Annotated in this window: 13 protein-coding genes; 10 read left to right on the top strand and 3 right to left on the bottom strand. The window is 60.5% G+C overall.

Going from position 1 to position 17,931, the window contains the following annotated elements:
• Positions 1–151: 151 nt before the first annotated feature.
• The 4 genes from PCPL58_RS25510 (at position 152) to azu (ending at position 7,507) form a co-directional block, all read left to right on the top strand.
• Complete coding sequence (locus PCPL58_RS25510) at positions 152–3,430, top strand: transglutaminase family protein (protein ID WP_065350743.1); 3,279 nt, start codon at positions 152–154, stop codon at positions 3,428–3,430.
• A gap of 89 nt (positions 3,431–3,519) precedes the next feature.
• Complete coding sequence (locus tag PCPL58_RS25505) at positions 3,520–6,015, top strand: circularly permuted type 2 ATP-grasp protein (RefSeq protein WP_065350742.1); 2,496 nt, start codon at positions 3,520–3,522, stop codon at positions 6,013–6,015.
• The gene (locus tag PCPL58_RS25500; protein ID WP_003431929.1) at positions 6,015–6,908 is read left to right on the top strand and encodes a transglutaminase family protein; all 894 of its coding nucleotides are present in this window, start codon (positions 6,015–6,017) and stop codon (positions 6,906–6,908) included. The genes PCPL58_RS25505 and PCPL58_RS25500 overlap by 1 nt, the downstream gene beginning before the upstream one ends.
• Before the next feature lie 152 nt (positions 6,909–7,060).
• Positions 7,061–7,507 (top strand): azurin, encoded by a 447-nt coding sequence (azu, locus tag PCPL58_RS25495; RefSeq protein WP_003366351.1) that lies wholly within the window; start codon positions 7,061–7,063, stop codon positions 7,505–7,507.
• A 209-nt stretch (positions 7,508–7,716) separates the two neighbouring features.
• Here azu and nadE read toward each other — a convergent pair whose 3' ends face one another.
• From nadE to PCPL58_RS25480, 3 genes are all read right to left on the bottom strand, one after another.
• Complete coding sequence (gene nadE, locus PCPL58_RS25490; RefSeq protein WP_003317217.1) at positions 7,717–8,544, bottom strand: ammonia-dependent NAD(+) synthetase; 828 nt, start codon at positions 8,542–8,544, stop codon at positions 7,717–7,719.
• A 26-nt stretch (positions 8,545–8,570) separates the two neighbouring features.
• Entirely contained in the window at positions 8,571–9,794 is a 1,224-nt protein-coding gene (pncB, locus tag PCPL58_RS25485) for a nicotinate phosphoribosyltransferase (RefSeq protein ID WP_065350741.1), read from the bottom strand.
• A 99-nt stretch (positions 9,795–9,893) separates the two neighbouring features.
• Complete coding sequence (locus PCPL58_RS25480) at positions 9,894–10,799, bottom strand: LysR substrate-binding domain-containing protein (protein ID WP_003366356.1); 906 nt, start codon at positions 10,797–10,799, stop codon at positions 9,894–9,896.
• Between the two features lie 500 nt (positions 10,800–11,299).
• Here PCPL58_RS25480 and PCPL58_RS25475 point away from each other — a divergent pair, with 500 nt between their 5' ends.
• The 6 genes from PCPL58_RS25475 (at position 11,300) to PCPL58_RS25450 (ending at position 17,898) form a co-directional block, all read left to right on the top strand.
• The gene (locus tag PCPL58_RS25475) at positions 11,300–12,436 is read left to right on the top strand and encodes a branched-chain amino acid ABC transporter substrate-binding protein (RefSeq protein ID WP_024662692.1); all 1,137 of its coding nucleotides are present in this window, start codon (positions 11,300–11,302) and stop codon (positions 12,434–12,436) included.
• Positions 12,437–12,597: 161 nt separating this feature from the next.
• A complete protein-coding gene (locus PCPL58_RS25470) occupies positions 12,598–13,512 on the top strand; it encodes an ABC transporter permease subunit (protein ID WP_065350740.1) in 915 nt (304 codons plus the stop codon).
• A gap of 2 nt (positions 13,513–13,514) precedes the next feature.
• Positions 13,515–14,828: a high-affinity branched-chain amino acid ABC transporter permease LivM gene (gene livM / locus PCPL58_RS25465; RefSeq protein ID WP_003366361.1), complete on the top strand. Its 1,314-nt coding sequence runs from the start codon at positions 13,515–13,517 to the stop codon at positions 14,826–14,828.
• Positions 14,825–15,700 (top strand): ABC transporter ATP-binding protein, encoded by an 876-nt coding sequence (locus PCPL58_RS25460; RefSeq protein WP_065350739.1) that lies wholly within the window; start codon positions 14,825–14,827, stop codon positions 15,698–15,700. Before livM ends, PCPL58_RS25460 begins: the two co-directional genes overlap by 4 nt.
• Positions 15,697–16,413, top strand: a complete 717-nt coding sequence (locus PCPL58_RS25455; protein WP_065350738.1) for an ABC transporter ATP-binding protein — start codon at positions 15,697–15,699, stop codon at positions 16,411–16,413. The genes PCPL58_RS25460 and PCPL58_RS25455 overlap by 4 nt, the downstream gene beginning before the upstream one ends.
• Before the next feature lie 720 nt (positions 16,414–17,133).
• A complete protein-coding gene (locus PCPL58_RS25450; RefSeq protein WP_003431917.1) occupies positions 17,134–17,898 on the top strand; it encodes an SDR family oxidoreductase in 765 nt (254 codons plus the stop codon).
• The last annotated feature ends 33 nt before the right edge of the window (positions 17,899–17,931 follow it).

The raw sequence follows: 17,931 nt of genomic DNA, 5'->3' as shown, positions 1-17,931 counted from the left end.
TGCGACCCTTGCACCGTTGGCTTCGGCCGGCACGATTTTGGTGCTGCGCCTGTTCAGGCGGGGAATGCCACTCTCGTTGGCGCACGACTTTGACCGGATGGCATAAGTCTTGCGCGGCTCAATTACCGTTCAGGCTCGCAGGAGGCACGCCGTGTCGATTCATATTGCCTTGCACCATGTCACGCACTATCGCTACGACCGCGCGGTCGAACTGGGTCCGCAGATCGTTCGCCTGCGTCCGGCCGCTCATAGCCGCACACGCGTGCTGTCTTATTCGCTGAAAGTCCTGCCTGAAAACCATTTCATCAACTGGCAGCAGGACCCTCAAGGCAATTACCTCGCGCGTCTGGTCTTCCCGGAAAAGACCGACGAATTCCGTGTCGAAGTCGATCTGGTCGCCGAGATGGCGGTGTTCAATCCGTTCGACTTCTTCCTGGAGCCCTACGCCGAGAACATTCCGTTCACCTACGCCAGCGAAGAGCAGCACGAGCTGGCGCCGTACCTCGAAAAACTGCCGCTGACCCCGAGATTTCAGGCGTATCTGGACAGCATCAGTCGCGAGCCGATTCCGGCCATCGACTTCCTGGTCGGCCTCAACCAGCGCCTGAGTCAGGACGTCGCCTACCTGATCCGCATGGAACCCGGCGTTCAGACCCCGGAATTCACCCTGGAAAACGCATCGGGCTCGTGCCGCGACTCCGCATGGCTGCTGGTGCAGCTGTTGCGTCATCTGGGCATGGCGGCGCGCTTTGTGTCGGGCTACCTCATTCAGCTCAAGGCCGATGTCGAGGCGCTCGACGGGCCGTCCGGTACGGATGTCGACTTCACCGATCTGCACGCCTGGTGCGAGGTCTATCTTCCGGGCGCAGGCTGGGTCGGGCTGGACGCCACGTCCGGCCTGTTCGCTGGCGAAGGACACATTCCTCTGGCGTGCAGCCCCGAGCCTTCCTCGGCAGCACCGATCAGTGGTCTGGTCGAGCCGTGCGAAACCGATTTCAGCCACGAAATGTCGGTCGAACGCATCTGGGAGGCGCCGCGCGTCACCAAGCCTTACACCGAAGCGCAATGGCAGGACATTCAGGCGCTTGGTCGACAGATCGACGCCGATCTGCTGCGCGACGATGTGCGTCTGACCATGGGCGGCGAGCCGACCTTCGTGTCCATCGACGACCGCGATGGCGCCGAATGGAACACCGCCGCGCTGGGGCCGCGCAAGCGCGAGCTGTCCGCCGAGCTGTTCCAGCGCATGCGCGGGCATTACGCGCCGCTGGGCATCGTGCATTTCGGGCAAGGCAAATGGTATCCGGGTGAGCAGTTGCCGCGCTGGTCGCTGAACTGCTTCTGGCGCAAGGACGGCCAGCCGGTGTGGCGCAATAATGCGCTGATCGCCGATGAAACCCGTGACTATGGTGCTACGGGCGAACTGGCAGGGCGTTTTCTCGCCAGTGTTGCCGAGCGCCTGAAGCTGCCGGCCCGCTTCGTTTTCCCGGCTTACGAAGACAATTTCTACTACTTGTGGCGCGAAGGCGCATTGCCGGTCAACGTCACCGCCGAAGATTCGCGGCTGGGTGACGAGCTGGAGCGTGCCCGTCTGCGCAAGGTCTTCGCTCAGGGGCTGGACAAGATGATCGGTCAGGTTCTGCCGCTGGCTCGCAACGCGGACGGTGACAGCTGGCAGAGTGGCCGCTGGTACTTGCGTGACGAGCATTGCCGTCTGGTGCCGGGGGATTCTGCGCTGGGCTATCGATTGCCGCTGGCGTCGCAGCCTTGGGTCAAGGCGGCGGAATACCCGTTCATTCATCCGACCGACCATAACCAGGACTTCCCCGAACTGGCCGACAGCGACTCGTTGACCTCAGCGCTCAAGTCCACAGACACGGACGCCGAGCGCCCGCCGAAGATCGACGAGTCGGCCGACTGGCTGACCCGCACGGCGCTGTGTGCCGAAGCGCGCGAGGGGCGGCTGTACCTGTTCATGCCGCCGCTGCAAAAGCTTGAGGAATACCTTGAACTGGTGGCGGTGATCGAAGCGACTGCAGAGGAACTGCAGTGCCCGATCCTGCTGGAAGGCTACGAACCGCCGAGCGATCCGCGGCTGTGCAATTTCCGGATCACGCCGGACCCTGGTGTGATCGAGGTCAACGTGCAGCCTTCGGCGAGCTGGGACGAACTGGTCGAGCGCACCGAGTTTCTCTATGAACAGGCGCGCCTCACGCGTCTGACCACCGAGAAGTTCATGATCGACGGCCGTCATACTGGCACCGGCGGGGGCAACCATTTCGTGCTGGGCGGCGCAACGCCGGCAGATTCGCCGTTTCTGCGGCGTCCGGACCTGCTGCGCAGCCTGATCAGCTACTGGCACAACCATCCTTCGCTGTCGTACCTGTTTTCCGGCCTGTTCATCGGCCCGACGTCTCAGGCACCGCGCATCGACGAAGCGCGCAATGACTCGCTCTACGAGATGGAAATCGCTTTTGCACAGATGCCGAAGCCAGGCGAGCAGGTTGCGCCGTGGGTGGTGGACCGTCTGCTGCGTAACCTGCTGATTGACGTCACCGGCAATACCCACCGTGCCGAGTTCTGCATCGACAAGCTTTACTCGCCCGATGGCGCAACCGGACGCCTGGGGCTGCTCGAGCTGCGCGCCTTCGAGATGCCGCCGCATGCGCGCATGAGCCTGGCGCAACAGTTGCTGCTGCGCGCGCTGGTGGCGCGCTTCTGGCGTGAACCCTACGCACCCGCGAAGCTGGCGCGCTGGGGCACGCAACTGCATGACCGCTTCATGCTGCCGCACTTCATCGAGCAGGATTTTGCCGATGTGGTCGCCGACCTCAACGCGGCAGGCTACGCGGTGCAGGCCGACTGGTTCTCCGCGCACCTGGAATTCCGCTTCCCGAAAGTAGGCGATTACGCCGTCAACGGCATCGAGCTGGAGCTGCGTCAGGCGCTGGAGCCCTGGCATGTCCTGGGTGAAGAGGGCTCGGCCGGCGGCGCGGTGCGCTACGTCGATTCATCGCTGGAGCGTCTGCAAGTGCATATCAGCGGGCTGCCACCGCAGCGCTACGTGTTGACCTGTAACGGTGTCGCAGTGCCCCTGCAGCCGACCGGACGGGTCGGTGAGTTCGTCGCGGGTGTGCGTTATCGCGCCTGGCAGCCGGCCAATTGCCTGCAACCGACCATTGGCGTGCATGCGCCACTGGTTTTCGATCTGCTCGACACCTGGATGCACCGCTCGCTGGGTGGCTGCGAGTATCATGTCGCCCATCCGGGCGGCCGTAACTACGAAACCTTGCCGGTCAACGCCAACGAAGCGGAAAGCCGTCGCCTGTCACGTTTCTTCCGCACCGGCCACACCCCAGGCAAACTGGACGTTCCGTCGCTCAACATTAACGACGAGCTGCCGATGACGCTGGATATGCGTCTGCATTAAAAAAACAGTGGCTCTGTGCGTCAGATGCACACGGACGTGACATCTGACTGCACTAATCTGAAGTCCTTACGTTGCCTGCCGAGCCTTCCATGCCCGACCTGCTTGACCACTACCCGCTGTCCGAGGGTACTTACCACGAAATGCTCGACGCCGACGGAGCCGTTCGCCCGCACTGGCGTCGTCTGTACGAGCACATGCGGCGCAGCAGCGCGGCGCAACTGATCCAGCGCCAGGCCCTGCTGACCCGGCAGATTCAGGAAAACGGTGTCACCTACAACGTCTATGCCGACCCCAAGGGTGCCGATCGCCCGTGGGAGCTGGACCTGTTGCCGCACATCATTGCGGCGGATGAATGGCAGCACGTGGCGGCAGGGATTGCCCAGCGTGCACGGCTGCTCAACGCAGTGCTCGCGGACCTTTACGGCGCGCAGACGCTGATCGCCAATGGCCTGCTGCCCGCCGAACTGGTGTTTGGCCACAACAACTTTCTCTGGCCGTGCCAGGGCGTGAAGCCCCCTGAAGGCACGTTCCTGCACATGTACGCCGTCGACCTGGCGCGTACCCCGGACGGACGCTGGTGGGTCACTGCCGACCGTACCCAGGCGCCTTCGGGTGCCGGTTATGCGCTCGAAAACCGCCAAAGCGTCGCGCGCGCCTTGCCGGAGACCTATCGCGACCTGCAGGTCCGGCACCTGTCGGGTTTCTTCGACGCGTTGCAGCAGACGCTGGCACGTCAGGCGCCCACCAGCAACGAGGCACCGCTGATCGTCCTGCTGACGCCGGGCCGTTTCAACGAAAGCTACTTCGAACACTTGTACCTGGCGCGACAACTGGGCTATCCGCTGGTCGAGGGTGGTGATCTGACGGTGCGCGATGCCACGGTCTACCTGAAAACCCTCAGCGGCTTGCGTCGGGTTCACGCCATCATGCGCCGTCTGGACGATGACTTCTGCGACCCTCTGGAATTGCGTACCGACTCCGCGCTGGGTGTACCGGGGCTGCTTGAGGCCGTGCGTCAGGGCAACGTGCTGGTCGCCAATGCGTTGGGCAGTGGTGTGCTGGAGTCTCCGGGGCTGCTGAGCTTTTTGCCGAAAATCAGTCAATACCTGTTCGGCGAGGATCTGATCCTGCCCTCGGTGGCGACCTGGTGGTGCGGAGAGCCGCCGGTGCTGGCCCAGGCGCTGGAAAAACTGCCGGATCTGTTGATCAAGCCGGCGTTCCCCTCGCAACATTTCGCGCCGGTGTTTGGCCGTGATTTGAATGAGGAGCAGCGTCTGGCCCTTGCCCAGCGCATGCAGTCGCGGCCCTATGCCTACGTCGCGCAGGAGCTGGCGCAGTTGTCCCATGCTCCGGTGCTACAGGCTGATGGCACCGGTTTACAGCCGCGCGCCATTGGCATGCGTGTGTATGCAGTGGCCAGCCTTGATGGCTATCGTGTGCTGCCGGGCGGCTTGACCCGAGTGGCCGCTGAAGCCGACGCCGACGTGGTATCGATGCAGCGTGGCGGGGCGAGCAAGGACACCTGGGTGCTGGGCGAGCGCTCGCACCTCGGCGAACCGTGGAAAGGCCAGCGTAAGCTGGGTGTCTACGACCTGATTCGTCGCGATCCTTATCTGCCGTCACGGGTGGTGGAAAACCTGTTCTGGTTCGGACGTTACTGCGAGCGCTGTGACGACAGTGCACGCCTGCTGCGTATCATGCTGACGCGCTACGTCGACGACGATGACCCTCTCGCGCTGCAGGCCGCCGTCGCGCTGGCCGAGAGCCTGGGTATGCTGCCCGAGGCGCAGGAGGGCGAAGAGCTGAAGGATCGCCTGCTTGTCGCGCTGATGGGTGACGAGTGGCCGTTCAGCCTGCGCGCCAATTTGCAGCGTTTGCAGTGGGCCGCTTCGCAAGTGCGTGGCAAGTTATCCAAGGAAAACTGGCAGGCGCTGGTCGAGTTGCAGCGCGAAGCCTTGAGTCTGGAAACCGAAGAGCCGGATTTCGGCGAACTGCTGGATTTTCTCAACCGTCTGGTGATGTCGCTGGCAGCGCTCTCCGGTTTTGCGCTGGACGACATGACCCGCGACGAAGGCTGGAGCTTCCTGATGATCGGGCGACGTATCGAGCGCCTGAAGTTTCTCAGCACCAGCCTGTCGGCGTTTTTGCGCGGGCTGGTGGTTTTCGAACAGGCCGGGCTGGAGTGGTTGCTGGAGCTGGGCAACAGCAGCATCACCTATCGCTCGCGCTACATGGCGGTGCCGCACCTGATTCCGGTGCTGGACCTGTTGCTGCTCGACGAGCAGAACCCGCATGCGGTGCTGTTCCAGCTCAAACTGGTGCAGCGCTCGTTGCGCCGCCTGAACGACGAGTTCGATGCGCCACGTGACAGCAGCCTGACGGTGTTGGCGCAGCGTCTTGCCGCGTTCGACCTGGGCAGCCTGGAGAATCCTTTGTTTGGCCAGAGCAGTATCGACGCCGTACTCGACGGGCTGGCGGACCTGCTGCAGAGCATTGGCGACAGCAGTGGCCTGGCGTCCGATCGCTTGGCGTTGCGCCATTTTGCCCACGTCGATGATGTCAGCCAACGTACGGTGTCTGTCTGATGAGCGCTTTCTACCAGATTTTCCATGACACACATTACAAGTACGACAGCCCGGTCTCGTTGGCCCAGCAACTGGCGCACCTGTGGCCGCGCAGCAGTCCCTGGCAGCGTTGCACCGAGCAGGCGCTGGAGATTCTTCCTGAACCCACCACGCGTCGCGATGAGCTGGATGTATTCGGCAACCCGCTGACCCGTCTGGCCTTCGAGCGTCCACATGATGAATTGCAGGTCAATGCGCGGTTGCGTATCGAGGTGATGGAGAAGCCGTTTCTGGACTTCAACCTGTCGCCGGAATGGGAGGTGACCCGCAGCGCGCTGACATACAGCGCCAAGCCGATGACCGAAGATATTCTGGAGGCCTGCCGCTATCGTTTCGAATCCCCCTACGTTCACCTGAAGCGCTCGTTCGTCGAGTTCTCGCAGGTCTGTTTCCCGCCGGGCCGTCCGTTGTTGCTGTGTGTGCAGGCCTTGATGGAAAAGATCTTCGAGGAGTTTACCTTCGATGAAGAGGCCACTCAGGTCGCCACGCCGCTGGTGGAAGTGCTGGAGCGGCGGCGAGGCGTGTGTCAGGACTTCGCCCACTTGATGCTGGCGTGTCTGCGCTCCCGTGGCCTGGCGGCGCGCTATGTGAGCGGCTATCTACTGACCCAGCCGCCACCGGGCCAGCCCCGGTTGATCGGTGCAGACGCCTCGCACGCCTGGGTCTCGGTATTCTGTCCGGCCTCTGGCTGGGTGGACTTCGACCCTACCAACAATGTGCAGCCTGCGCTGGAGCACATCAGCCTGGCCTGGGGGCGCGATTTCTCTGATGTCTCGCCGTTGCGTGGCGTGATTCTGGGCGGCGGCACGCATGATCCTGAGGTGCGGGTGACGGTGATGCCGGTCAGCGCCTAATTACCTGCTCCCGTGAATCGTTCTTCAGAAGGGCGCTCCGTCGCGAGCGTCCGCGGGACCATTTGACGCACGTTCTTGGAACCCCGGCCCTGATCGGGCACTCTCTTCTTACATCAGTTTTACGTTAATCAAGTCCTGCCCTGGAGATTCAAATGATTCGCAAGCTTGTAGCGATTTCGCTGTTGTCATTGGCCAGTGGTCAATTGCTGGCTGCCGAGTGCTCGGTCACAGTCGATTCGACCGATCAAATGATGTACGACACCAAAGCCATTGAGATCGACAAGAGCTGCAAGGAATTCACCGTCAACCTGACTCACTCCGGCAGCCTGCCGAAGAATGTCATGGGCCATAACTGGGTGCTGGGCAAAAAGGCCGACACCCAGGCAATCGTCACCGACGGCATGGCGGCGGGCATCGACAAGGACTATTTGAAGCCGGACGACAGCCGCGTCATCGCCCACACCAAAGTCATCGGCGCTGGCGAAAAGGATGCGGTGACGTTTGACGTGTCGAAGCTCGACCCGGCACAGGAATACCAGTTCTTCTGCACCTTCCCCGGGCACATCAGCATGATGAAAGGCGCTGTGACCCTGAAGTAACGACAGGTCCCTTGAGGCGGGTGAGGAGCGTCGCACGAGTTGAGATTATCGTTCCTCAGGCTCCAGCGTGGGAATGCCTTGGGTGACGCTCTGCGTCACAGATCTGCGCCGCGCCGTACATTCCGGATAGGGACGCAGAGCGTCCAGAAAGGCGTACCCATGCGGAGCATGGGCACGATAGTGTTGCCGCTCTCTCGTTCCGCACCCTCTCACGGCGCGTACGGCAATTCGCGTTTGTGCTGAGTCTTGGCGTAGGTTTCGCAAATGATCCGGAACGCTTCTTCGCGCACCGGCTCGCCGTGCAGGAAGGCGTCGATCTCGGCGTAGGTCACGCCGTGCGAGGCTTCGTCCGGTTTGCCGGGTGACAGGTCTTCCAGGTCCGCAGTCGGTACTTTCTCGACCAATGATTCCGGTGCGCCGAAATGGCGGGCGATGGCGCGTACCTGGTTTTTCACCAGACCGCTCAACGGTGCCAGGTCGCATGCGCCGTCGCCGAACTTGGTGAAGAAGCCCATCACCGCTTCGGCCGCGTGATCAGTGCCGATCACCAGCCCATGATAGGCCCCGGCGACGGTGTACTGCGCGACCATGCGCATGCGCGCCTTGGTGTTGCCGAGCACGAAATCCACCGAGGTCGCCGGAAGTCCGTCGAACGCCTTCACCTCGGCGGCCAGTGCCTTGACGCTGCTGCCGATGTTGATGGTATGGCGCTCGTCCGGCTCGATGAAATCGACAGAGGCCTGGGCTTCGTGCTCATCGGCCTGCACCACATAAGGCAGGCGCACCGCGATGAAGCGATAAGCGTTGTCGCCCGTGCTTTCACGCAGTTCCTTGACCGCACGCTGAGCGAGCAAGCCGGCCGTCAGCGAGTCGACCCCGCCACTGATGCCGAGCACCAGGGTCTTGAGCCGTGCATTCTGCAGGCACTCCTTGATGAAGTTGACGCGGCGGGCGACCTCGGCCTGCAGCGCGTTCTGGTCCGCGAAAGGTGGCTGGACCTTGAGCTGTTCAGCAATCTGGCGCTGTACGGCGTGCATGATTCACTCCTCGTAAATAGGACAATTCAAGCGGGTTTTTCCGGGCTCGGCAAATCCGGCACCTTGAACACATGTCGCAGGTAGGCGACAAAGTTCGGATCCTTGCACTGCGTCTTGCCGGGCTCGTCAGAGATTTTCGCCACGGCCTGACCGGCGCAAGCGGTCATTTTCAATACCATGTTCATCGGCGCAATGCCGGGGATGTCGGCCGTCAGGTTGGTGCCGATACCGAAGCTGACATTGATGCGTCCGCGCAACGCACGAAAGATATCGAGCGCCTTGGGCAGGTTCAGCCCATCGGAAAACACCAGCGTCTTGCTCATCGGGTCGATACCGAGCTTCTGGTAGTGCGAGATGCATTTTTCGGCCCACTTCACCGGGTCGCCCGAATCATGGCGCAAACCGTCGAACAGCTTGGCGAAGTACAGATCGAAGTCGTTCAGGAAGGCATCGGTGGTGATGCAGTCGGTCAGCGCGATCCCCAGCAGGCCGCGGTATTCGCGGACCCAGCAATCGAGCGCGGCGATCTGACTGTCGATCAGACGCGGTCCCAGCTGCTGATGGGCCATGATCCATTCGTGAGCCATGGTGCCCAAGGGTTTCAGGTCCAGCTGACGGGCCAGATGAACGTTGCTGGTGCCGACGAACTGACCTGGAAAGTCGTTTTTCAGGACACCAAGCATTTCTTCCTGCACACGATAGGAAAACCGCCTGCGCGTGCCGAAGTCCGCCACTTTCAGCTCGGCCAGTTCATCCGCCGTGGCATGCGTGGTCAGCCATTCGAACTTGTCATACAGACGATCCCGCGCCTGACTGAGCAGGGTATTCGGGTAACGATGCCGGTTGCGCACTTCGCTGACGATGGCCAGCAGCGGCACTTCAAACAAAATGACATGCAGCCACGGCCCATGCAGGCGAATGCACAGTTCGTCATTCTCGATGGTGGTTTTCACGTAGCGGGTATTGAAGCGGAACAGCCCGAGAAAGCGCAGGAAATCCGGTTTGATGAAGGTGATGCGCTCCAGAAAAGCCAAATGTTCAGGGCTCAGCGACAGCTCGCACAACAGCTCGATCTGGTGCTTGATTTCATCCAGATAGGGGCGAAGGTCCTCCCCGTTGCGGCAACGGAACTCCCACTCGACGTCCACGTTCGGGTAGTTATGCAGGACGGCCTGCATCATGGTCAGCTTGTAGAAATCGGTATCGAGCAGGCTTTGCACGATGCGATTGGAAAAGGCGCTCTCGCTCATTGAATCAGGCTCTCCAGAGCAGCCGGATAAAGTAGGGCGCGTGACTTCCTGTCTGTCACCATGGAAGGCTCACGGCCGGATGGGTGTGCATTGTCGCCCTTAAGCGGGGGGTTGATCCAACTGTTCCAGCATCCACTGTAGAAAAACCCGGATTTTGGGCACGTCGGCGGTGTGTTCCGGATAGGACAGGTAGTAGGCGCTGTTAGTGCTGGGCAATGCGTAATCCCAGGCAATCACCAGTTTGCCCTCGGCCAGTTCCTCCTCGACCAGAAAGCGTGGCAGCAGCGCAACGCCGCAGCCAACCTGGGCTGCGCGGATGCACATATAGAAGGTTTCAAAGCGCGGCCCGTGATAGCTGTGGTCGGTGTGATAGCCCTGGCTTTCGAACCATTCATGCCAGGCTTCGGGGCGGAAGGCATTCTGCAGCAGGACCAGCTCGCTCAGTTGGGTCGGGTCGCTGAGCGGCTCGTCCGGCAGGCTTTCGGGGGCGCACACCGCCACCAGTTCCTCGCCGAACAGCTTCACGCTTTCTGCACCGGGCGTGGCGGCCTGGCCGAAATAGAACGACACGTCGCAACGGCCTTTGATCAGATCATCGGATTCCTGCTCGTTGATCAGGTCCAGATGAATGTGCGGGTGACGCAAGCGCCAGCCCTTGAGGCGCGGCACCAGCCAGCGGGCGCCGAATGTCGACGGGGTGGAGACGCGCAGTACTTCGGTTTCTCCGCCGTAGGAGCGCAGGAAGTGGGTGGACATCTCAATCTGGGTCAGGATCTTGCGCACTTCGGCCAGGTACAGCGCCCCTGCCGGCGTCAGTTGCAGACGGCGGCGCACGCGCTGGAACAACAGGTGCTGAACCAGCTCTTCGAGTTGCGCGACCTGCTTGCTGACGGCGCTCTGGGTCAGGTTGAGTTCTTCTGCCGCGCGCGTGAAGCTCAGGTGCCGGGTCACTGCCTCAAAGCATTGCAATGCGGCTATCGAGGGCAGATGACGTTTGTTCAGCATGATGACTTCTCTGTTTGCGGCGCGAAGGGGCTGGCGTAAGCAATATGAATTATCGGAATGATATCTCGCTTAAAGGTCGTTTGTCGGGCGCATGCAGGGAGGTTATTACTGGCGCCGCGTGACGCGCTTTTCAGAATCTGACGATGGCTGCAGCAGGTCCCGTTTAATCCGCTAGCCTCAAATGGTGCGTCTCGTAGCGTTCGCGCACCGGGCGTGTGCAATTCGGTGACGTGTGCTGTTACAGGTGGGTTGCCCATCACGGCATGTGCTGGTTGCTACTCGAGTACGCTTGGGTTGCTCTTTTTTCGTCCGGGGTTGCACCTTGCGTGCTCGAAGCAACCAGAGTGCCCCTGTTGCGCGGCGTTGCATGATGGATCGACACGAAGAACACGACATCTCCCTCAACTAAAAAGCGATGGCACGCGCCTTGCTCTGAGCAACTCTGTATCTGTTTGATCATGAAAGTGCCAACTAAAAAAATATCCTCAGGAGCACCACTTATGTCGCATACGTTTTACAGGAAAGGTTTTCTGGCAATCGCAGTGGCTACTGCATTGGGCGTGTCTTCGTTTGCACAGGCGGACGTGAAAATCGGCGTAGCGGGCCCGATGACCGGCGCGAACGCGTCGTTTGGTCAGCAGTACATGAAGGGCGCGCAGGCAGCAGCCGACGCGATCAATGCGGCAGGTGGTGTCAACGGGGAGAAAATAGTACTGGTCGCGGGCGATGACGCCTGTGAGCCCAAGCAGGCCGTGGCGGTTGCCAACCGTCTGGTGGATCAGGAAAAAGTGATTGGTGTAGTCGGTCACTTCTGCTCGTCGTCGACCATCCCTGCTTCGGAGATCTACGGCGACGCTGGCGTTATTGCCATTACGCCAGGCTCGACCAACCCGGCCGTGACCGAACGTGGCCTGAAAGAGATGTTCCGCATGTGCGGCCGTGACGACCAGCAGGGTGTCGTTGCGGGTGACTACATCGTCGACGTGCTCAAAGGCAAGAAAGTCGCCGTTATCAACGACAAGGACACTTACGGTAAGGGCCTCGCTGACGCAACGGCCAAGCAACTGACCGCGCGGGGCGTCAAGCCGATCCTCGAAGAGGGTCTGACCCGTGGCGAAAAAGATTTCAGTGCGCTGGTCACGAAGATTCGTTCGGTAGGCGCTGACGTCGTGTACTTCGGTGGTCTGCACCCGGAAGCCGGTCCGCTGGTTCGTCAGATGCGCGAGCAGGGCCTCAAGGACGTCAAGTTCATGTCCGATGATGGCGTCGTGACCGACGAGCTGGTGACCACTGCAGGTGGTGCACAGTACGTCGATGGCGTGTACATGACCTTCGGCGCTGACCCGCGCGCATTGCCGGACAGCAAGGCTGTCGTGGACCAGTTCCGCAAGGCCGGTTACGAGCCTGAAGGCTACACCCTCTACGCGTACGCTTCGGTACAGGCCCTGGCGGCCGGTTTCAATGGTGCCAAGTCCAACAAGGGTGACGCAGCCGCCACGTGGCTCAAGGCCAACCCGGTCAAGACCGTCATGGGCGAGAAAGCCTGGGATGCCAAGGGTGACCTGAAAGTCTCCGACTACGTGGTTTACCAGTGGGACGCCGCTGGCAAGTACAAGCAACTCGAAAAACAGAAGTGAGATAGACCTCGCGTCGGCCCTGCGCGTCAGGCGCTGATCCGATGATGGGCTCGCCCAGGAGCGAGCCTGCATCTCTTTTATCGTTTTCGGACCTGTCGGTCATGCCTCACGAGGGCGTGACTGACAGGGTGCTGAGCTGCCTTTTTGTGTGAGCGTGCGTGATGGATGGAATCTTCCTGCAACAAATGGTCAACGGACTCACCCTCGGGTCTGTCTATGGCCTCATCGCCATCGGCTATACGATGGTCTACGGCATCATCGGCATGATTAACTTCGCCCATGGCGACGTGTACATGATTTCCGCCTACCTGGCCGCCATCGGCCTCGCGGTTCTGTCTTTCTTCGGACTGGAATCCTTTCCGTTCCTGATTCTCGGTACGCTGATCTTCACCATCGTGGTTACCGGTGTTTATGGCTTCGTCATCGAGCGCGTGGCGTACAAGCCACTGCGCAACTCGACCCGTCTGGCGCCGCTGATCAGCGCTATCGGTATTTCCCTGATCCTGCAGAACTACGCACAGATCAGCCAGGGTGCGCGCCAGCAAGGCGTGCCTACACTGCTCGAAGGTGCGTGGCGCTTTGAAGTCGGCAGCGGCTTCGTACAGATCACCTACACCAAGATCTTCATCCTCATTGTCGCCTTCGTCGGCATGGGCGTGCTGACCTACATCATCAAGTACACCAAGCTGGGCCGCATGTGCCGGGCCACCCAGCAAGACCGCAAGATGGCCTCGATTCTCGGCATCAACACCGACCGGGTCATTTCCTATGTGTTCATCATCGGCGCGGCCATGGCGGCGTTGGCCGGTGTGCTGATCACCATGAATTACGGCACGTTCGACTTCTATGCCGGCTTCATCATCGGCATCAAGGCGTTTACTGCCGCCGTGCTGGGCGGGATCGGCTCGTTGCCGGGTGCCATGCTGGGCGGTTTGATCCTGGGGGTTGCCGAGTCGCAGTTCTCCGGTCTGATCAACTCCGATTACAAAGACGTGTTCAGTTTCGGCCTGCTGGTGCTGATCCTGATTTTCCGTCCCCAAGGCCTGCTGGGTCGCCCACTCGTGGCGAAGGTATAAGTATGTCCGTTCCTGTTGCTGTTCCTGTTTCCAAACCTGTCGACATCAAGAAGAGTCTGATCGATGCCGTGGTTGCCGGGTTGCTGGCGCTGATTGTGTTCGGCCCCATCGTCGGGATCGTGCTCGATGGCTACAGCTTCAACCTGCAACCGACCCGCGTGGCCTGGCTGGTGGGCGTAGTCATGATCGGTCGCTTCCTGATCAGTCTGTTTCTGCAGACGCCCAGCGGCCTGCGTGTTTCCCAGAGCTTCGAAAGCTCCGACTCCGGCGTGCATGTGCTCAAACCGGATCATCGATCGCGCCTTTACTGGATCATTCCGCTGCTGATCGTGATTGCCATCGTGTTCCCGATTTTCGCCAACAAGTACATTCTGACCGTGGTCATCCTCGGTCTGATATACGTGCTGCTGGGCCTGGGGCTGAACATCGTGGTCGGTCTGGCGGGGCTGCTCGATCTTGGCTACGTGGCGTTTTATGCCATCGGTGCCTATGGCCTGGCGCTGGGCTATCAATATCTGGGGCTGGGCTTCTGGTCGGCGTTACCGCTGGCGGCGATTGCGGCGGCGCTGGCCGGATGCATTCTTGGTTTCCCGGTGTTGCGCATGCATGGTGACTATCTGGCCATCGTGACCCTCGGGTTCGGCGAGATCATTCGTCTGGTGCTGAACAACTGGCTGTCGTTCACCGGCGGCCCGAACGGTGTGCCGGTGCCCGCGCCCACCTTCCTGGGGCTGGAATTCGGCCGACGCGCCAAGGATGGCGGGGTGCCGATCCATGAATATTTCGGCTTCGATTACAACCCTGACCTGAAATTCATCTTCATCTACGCCGTGCTGTTTCTGGTCGTGCTGGCGGTGCTGTTCATCAAGCATCGCCTGACCCGCATGCCGATCGGGCGTGCCTGGGAAGCCTTGCGCGAGGACGAGATCGCCTGTCGTTCGATGGGCCTCAATCACGTGCTGGTCAAGCTGTCGGCGTTCACGATTGGCGCATCGACCGCAGGCCTTGCCGGGGTGTTTTTTGCCAGCTATCAGGGCTTCGTCAACCCAACCTCATTCACCTTTTTCGAATCGGCGCTGATTCTGGCGATTGTGGTGCTGGGCGGCATGGGCTCGACCGTCGGTGTGGTGATCGCCGCGTTTGTGCTGACCGTTGCGCCTGAGCTGCTGCGCAGCTTCTCCGAGTACCGCGTGCTGCTGTTCGGGATTCTGATGGTGCTGATGATGATCTGGCGACCACGCGGCCTGATTCGCATCAGCCGCACTGGGGTGAAACCGCGCAAGGGCGCGCTGGTGACTGAGGGGGCTGCGCGATGAGCACTGAAGTGATTCTCTCCGTAGAGCACCTGATGATGCACTTTGGCGGCATCAAGGCCCTCAGCGACGTCAGCCTCAAGGTCCGTCGCAATTCGATTTTCGCCCTGATCGGCCCCAACGGTGCGGGCAAGACTACGGTCTTCAACTGCCTGACCGGTTTCTACAAGGCCACTGGCGGACGCATCGAACTGCACACTCGTGGCAAGACCACCAATGTGATCAAGCTATTGGGCGAGCCGTTCCAGGCGACCGACTTCGTGTCGCCGAAAAGCTTCCTCAGCCGGGTGTACTACAAGATGTTCGGCGGCACCCATCTGGTCAACAGGGCAGGGCTGGCGCGCACGTTTCAGAACATTCGCCTGTTCAAGGAAATGTCGGTGGTCGAAAACCTGCTGGTCGCCCAGCACATGTGGGTCAACCGCAGCCTGGTCAGCGGGATCCTGAATACCAGGGGCTATCGCAAGGCCGAAGAGGACGCGCTGAATACCGCCTTTTACTGGCTGGAGGTTGTCGACCTGGTGGACTGCGCCAACCGTCTGGCTGGCGAATTGTCCTATGGGCAGCAACGCCGTCTGGAGATTGCGCGAGCCATGTGCACGCGGCCGCAGGTGATCTGCCTGGATGAGCCGGCTGCCGGCCTTAACCCGCAGGAAACCGAGGCACTCAGCGGCATGATCCGTCTGCTGCGTGACGAGCACGATATGACCATCGTGCTGATCGAGCATGACATGGGCATGGTCATGGGGATTTCCGACGATATTGTGGTGCTCGACCATGGCAACGTGATTGCGATGGGTGGGCCGGAACAGATCCGTAACGATCCGAAGGTGATCGCCGCGTATCTGGGCGCTGATGAAGAGGAGCTGGTATGAGCAAGCCGATCCTCGAACTGAAAGAGATCGATGTGTTTTACGGGCCGATTCAGGCCCTGAAGAAAGTCTCGCTGCACATCAACGAGGGCGAAACGGTCAGCCTGATCGGCTCCAACGGCGCGGGCAAGTCCACGCTGCTGATGTCGATCTTCGGTCAGCCGCGCGCGGCCAGCGGGCAGATCATCTATCAGGGCACCGATATCACCCAGAAGTCCTCGCATTACATCGCCTCCAACGGTATTGCGCAGTCGCCGGAGGGGCGGCGGGTCTTTCCCGACATGTCGGTCGAGGAAAACCTGATGATGGGCACCATTCCGATTGGCGACAAGCATTCGGCCGAAGACATGCAGCGCATGTTCGAGCTGTTCCCCAGGCTCAAGGAGCGCTGCAATCAGCGAGCCATGACCATGTCCGGAGGCGAGCAGCAAATGCTCGCCATCGCCCGCGCGCTGATGAGTCGTCCGAAACTGCTGCTGCTCGATGAGCCAAGCCTGGGGCTGGCCCCGATCATCGTCAAACAGATCTTCTCGACCCTGCGTGAACTGGCAGCCACAGGCATGACGATATTCCTGGTCGAGCAGAACGCCAACCATGCGCTCAAGCTGTCCGACCGGGCTTACGTCATGGTCAATGGCGAGATTCGCCTGTCCGGCACCGGGCAGGAATTGCTGGTAAATGAAGAGGTAAGGAACGCTTATCTGGGCGGGCATTGAGTTCGTCAAAATCCTGCCGTTTTCTTCGCGCGCTCTGGATGCTCAAACATCCGGGGCGCGGTCGTATGCAATTGTGGAAAACAATTTTGGCGCGGCTGATAAGTGCGACATAAAACCGCTGCAAATGGTTGTTTTGTCACCGTTTTGACTTGTTCAGGTTTACTGTGGAACCGGCTGTTAATAACTTGGGAGTATTTGCCTGCAGCCCTTTATGCATAAGGCCTGTAGAAGAGTGGTTAAATTTCGCACAGTGGTTTTCGACCGGCCTGATGGGGCGTTTGTCAACAGCATCGGGGCTGGTCGTTCATACAGCGTTTTTAGGTGAGCAGCCTGTGGATAAGTCTGTTAACAAGCCTTGGAAAGACTGCCCCGGACGTTATAGGGTCTGGGCTACAGGCCATCACCGTTTTCTGACGCTTTCCGGCCTCTTGTCAGTGTCGGGCAAAGTCAAGGAAAAAACTTCGCCTGATACGCTGCAGGCCCCGAAACACGTGATGTCCAGCACCACTGACTTGCCCCCAGAGATTGTGGGTCTGACTGTGGATAAGGTGGGCAAAAGTACCTGCGGGGCCCGTGGCGCAAGGCTTGCTCCGGGTTGGTTGTTTTTTGTACAAATGCACTCGGTTGTTGCATCGATGTCCCGCTGACGGGCATTCTGCTGCCCTTGCCAGAAACTTATTAACAGGCAGCGCTGTTTTTGCGCCATGTCAGGAGAATGAAATGACTTCCACTGTATTCATCACGGGCGCCACTTCCGGTTTTGGCGAGGCGTGTGCCCGCCGTTTCGCCGAGGCGGGCTGGTCGCTGGTGCTGACCGGTCGACGCAAGGACCGTCTGGATGCCTTGAGCGCCGAGCTGTCGAAGCAGACCAAGGTGCATACGCTGGTGCTGGATGTGCGTGACCGCAAGGCGATGGAGAGCGCCATCGCAGATTTGCCTGAAGAGTTCGGCACCATTCGCGGGCTGATCAACAATGCCGGCCTGGCGCTGGGGATCGATCCTGCACCCAAGTGCGATCTGGATGACTGGGACACCATGATCGACACCAACGTCAAAGGTCTGGTCTACACCACGCGTCTGCTGCTGCCACGCCTGATCGCGCATGGTCGCGGCGCGAGCATTGTCAACCTGGGTTCGGTCGCCGGTAACTACCCGTATCCGGGTGGCAACGTCTACGGTGGCACCAAGGCCTTTGTCGGGCAGTTCTCGCTGAACCTGCGCAACGACCTGATCGGCACGGGCGTGCGAGTCACCAATCTTGAGCCAGGGCTGTGCGAGAGCGAGTTTTCGCTGGTACGTTTCGGCGGTGATCAGGCCAAGTACGATGCGACCTACGCAGGTGCCGAGCCGATTCAGCCTCAGGACATCGCCGACACCATCTTCTGGATCATGAACACGCCAGCGCACGTCAACATCAACAGCCTGGAACTGATGCCAGTCAGCCAGACCTGGGCCGGCTTTGCGATTGATCGCAACCGCGGTTGAGTGGTGTGCTGATCGGGCCGCGCAGATGCGGTC

This window comes from Pseudomonas cerasi, assembly GCF_900074915.1.
Lineage (GTDB): Bacteria > Pseudomonadota > Gammaproteobacteria > Pseudomonadales > Pseudomonadaceae > Aquipseudomonas > Aquipseudomonas cerasi.
This window is presented reverse-complemented; position numbering and strand designations above follow the sequence as displayed.

Excerpts from the sequence above, each read along its gene's own strand:
- PCPL58_RS25505 (WP_065350742.1), top strand. The coding sequence starts at position 3,520 with ATGCCCGACCTGCTTGACCACTACCCGCTGTCCGAGGGTACTTACCAC.
- PCPL58_RS25500 (WP_003431929.1), top strand. The coding sequence starts at position 6,015 with ATGAGCGCTTTCTACCAGATTTTCCATGACACACATTACAAGTACGAC.
- azu (WP_003366351.1), top strand. The coding sequence starts at position 7,061 with ATGATTCGCAAGCTTGTAGCGATTTCGCTGTTGTCATTGGCCAGTGGT.
- nadE (WP_003317217.1), bottom strand. The coding sequence starts at position 8,544 with ATGCACGCCGTACAGCGCCAGATTGCTGAACAGCTCAAGGTCCAGCCA.
- pncB (WP_065350741.1), bottom strand. The coding sequence starts at position 9,794 with ATGAGCGAGAGCGCCTTTTCCAATCGCATCGTGCAAAGCCTGCTCGAT.
- PCPL58_RS25480 (WP_003366356.1), bottom strand. The coding sequence starts at position 10,799 with ATGCTGAACAAACGTCATCTGCCCTCGATAGCCGCATTGCAATGCTTT.
- PCPL58_RS25475 (WP_024662692.1), top strand. The coding sequence starts at position 11,300 with ATGTCGCATACGTTTTACAGGAAAGGTTTTCTGGCAATCGCAGTGGCT.
- PCPL58_RS25470 (WP_065350740.1), top strand. The coding sequence starts at position 12,598 with ATGGATGGAATCTTCCTGCAACAAATGGTCAACGGACTCACCCTCGGG.
- livM (WP_003366361.1), top strand. The coding sequence starts at position 13,515 with ATGTCCGTTCCTGTTGCTGTTCCTGTTTCCAAACCTGTCGACATCAAG.
- PCPL58_RS25460 (WP_065350739.1), top strand. The coding sequence starts at position 14,825 with ATGAGCACTGAAGTGATTCTCTCCGTAGAGCACCTGATGATGCACTTT.
- PCPL58_RS25455 (WP_065350738.1), top strand. The coding sequence starts at position 15,697 with ATGAGCAAGCCGATCCTCGAACTGAAAGAGATCGATGTGTTTTACGGG.
- PCPL58_RS25450 (WP_003431917.1), top strand. The coding sequence starts at position 17,134 with ATGACTTCCACTGTATTCATCACGGGCGCCACTTCCGGTTTTGGCGAG.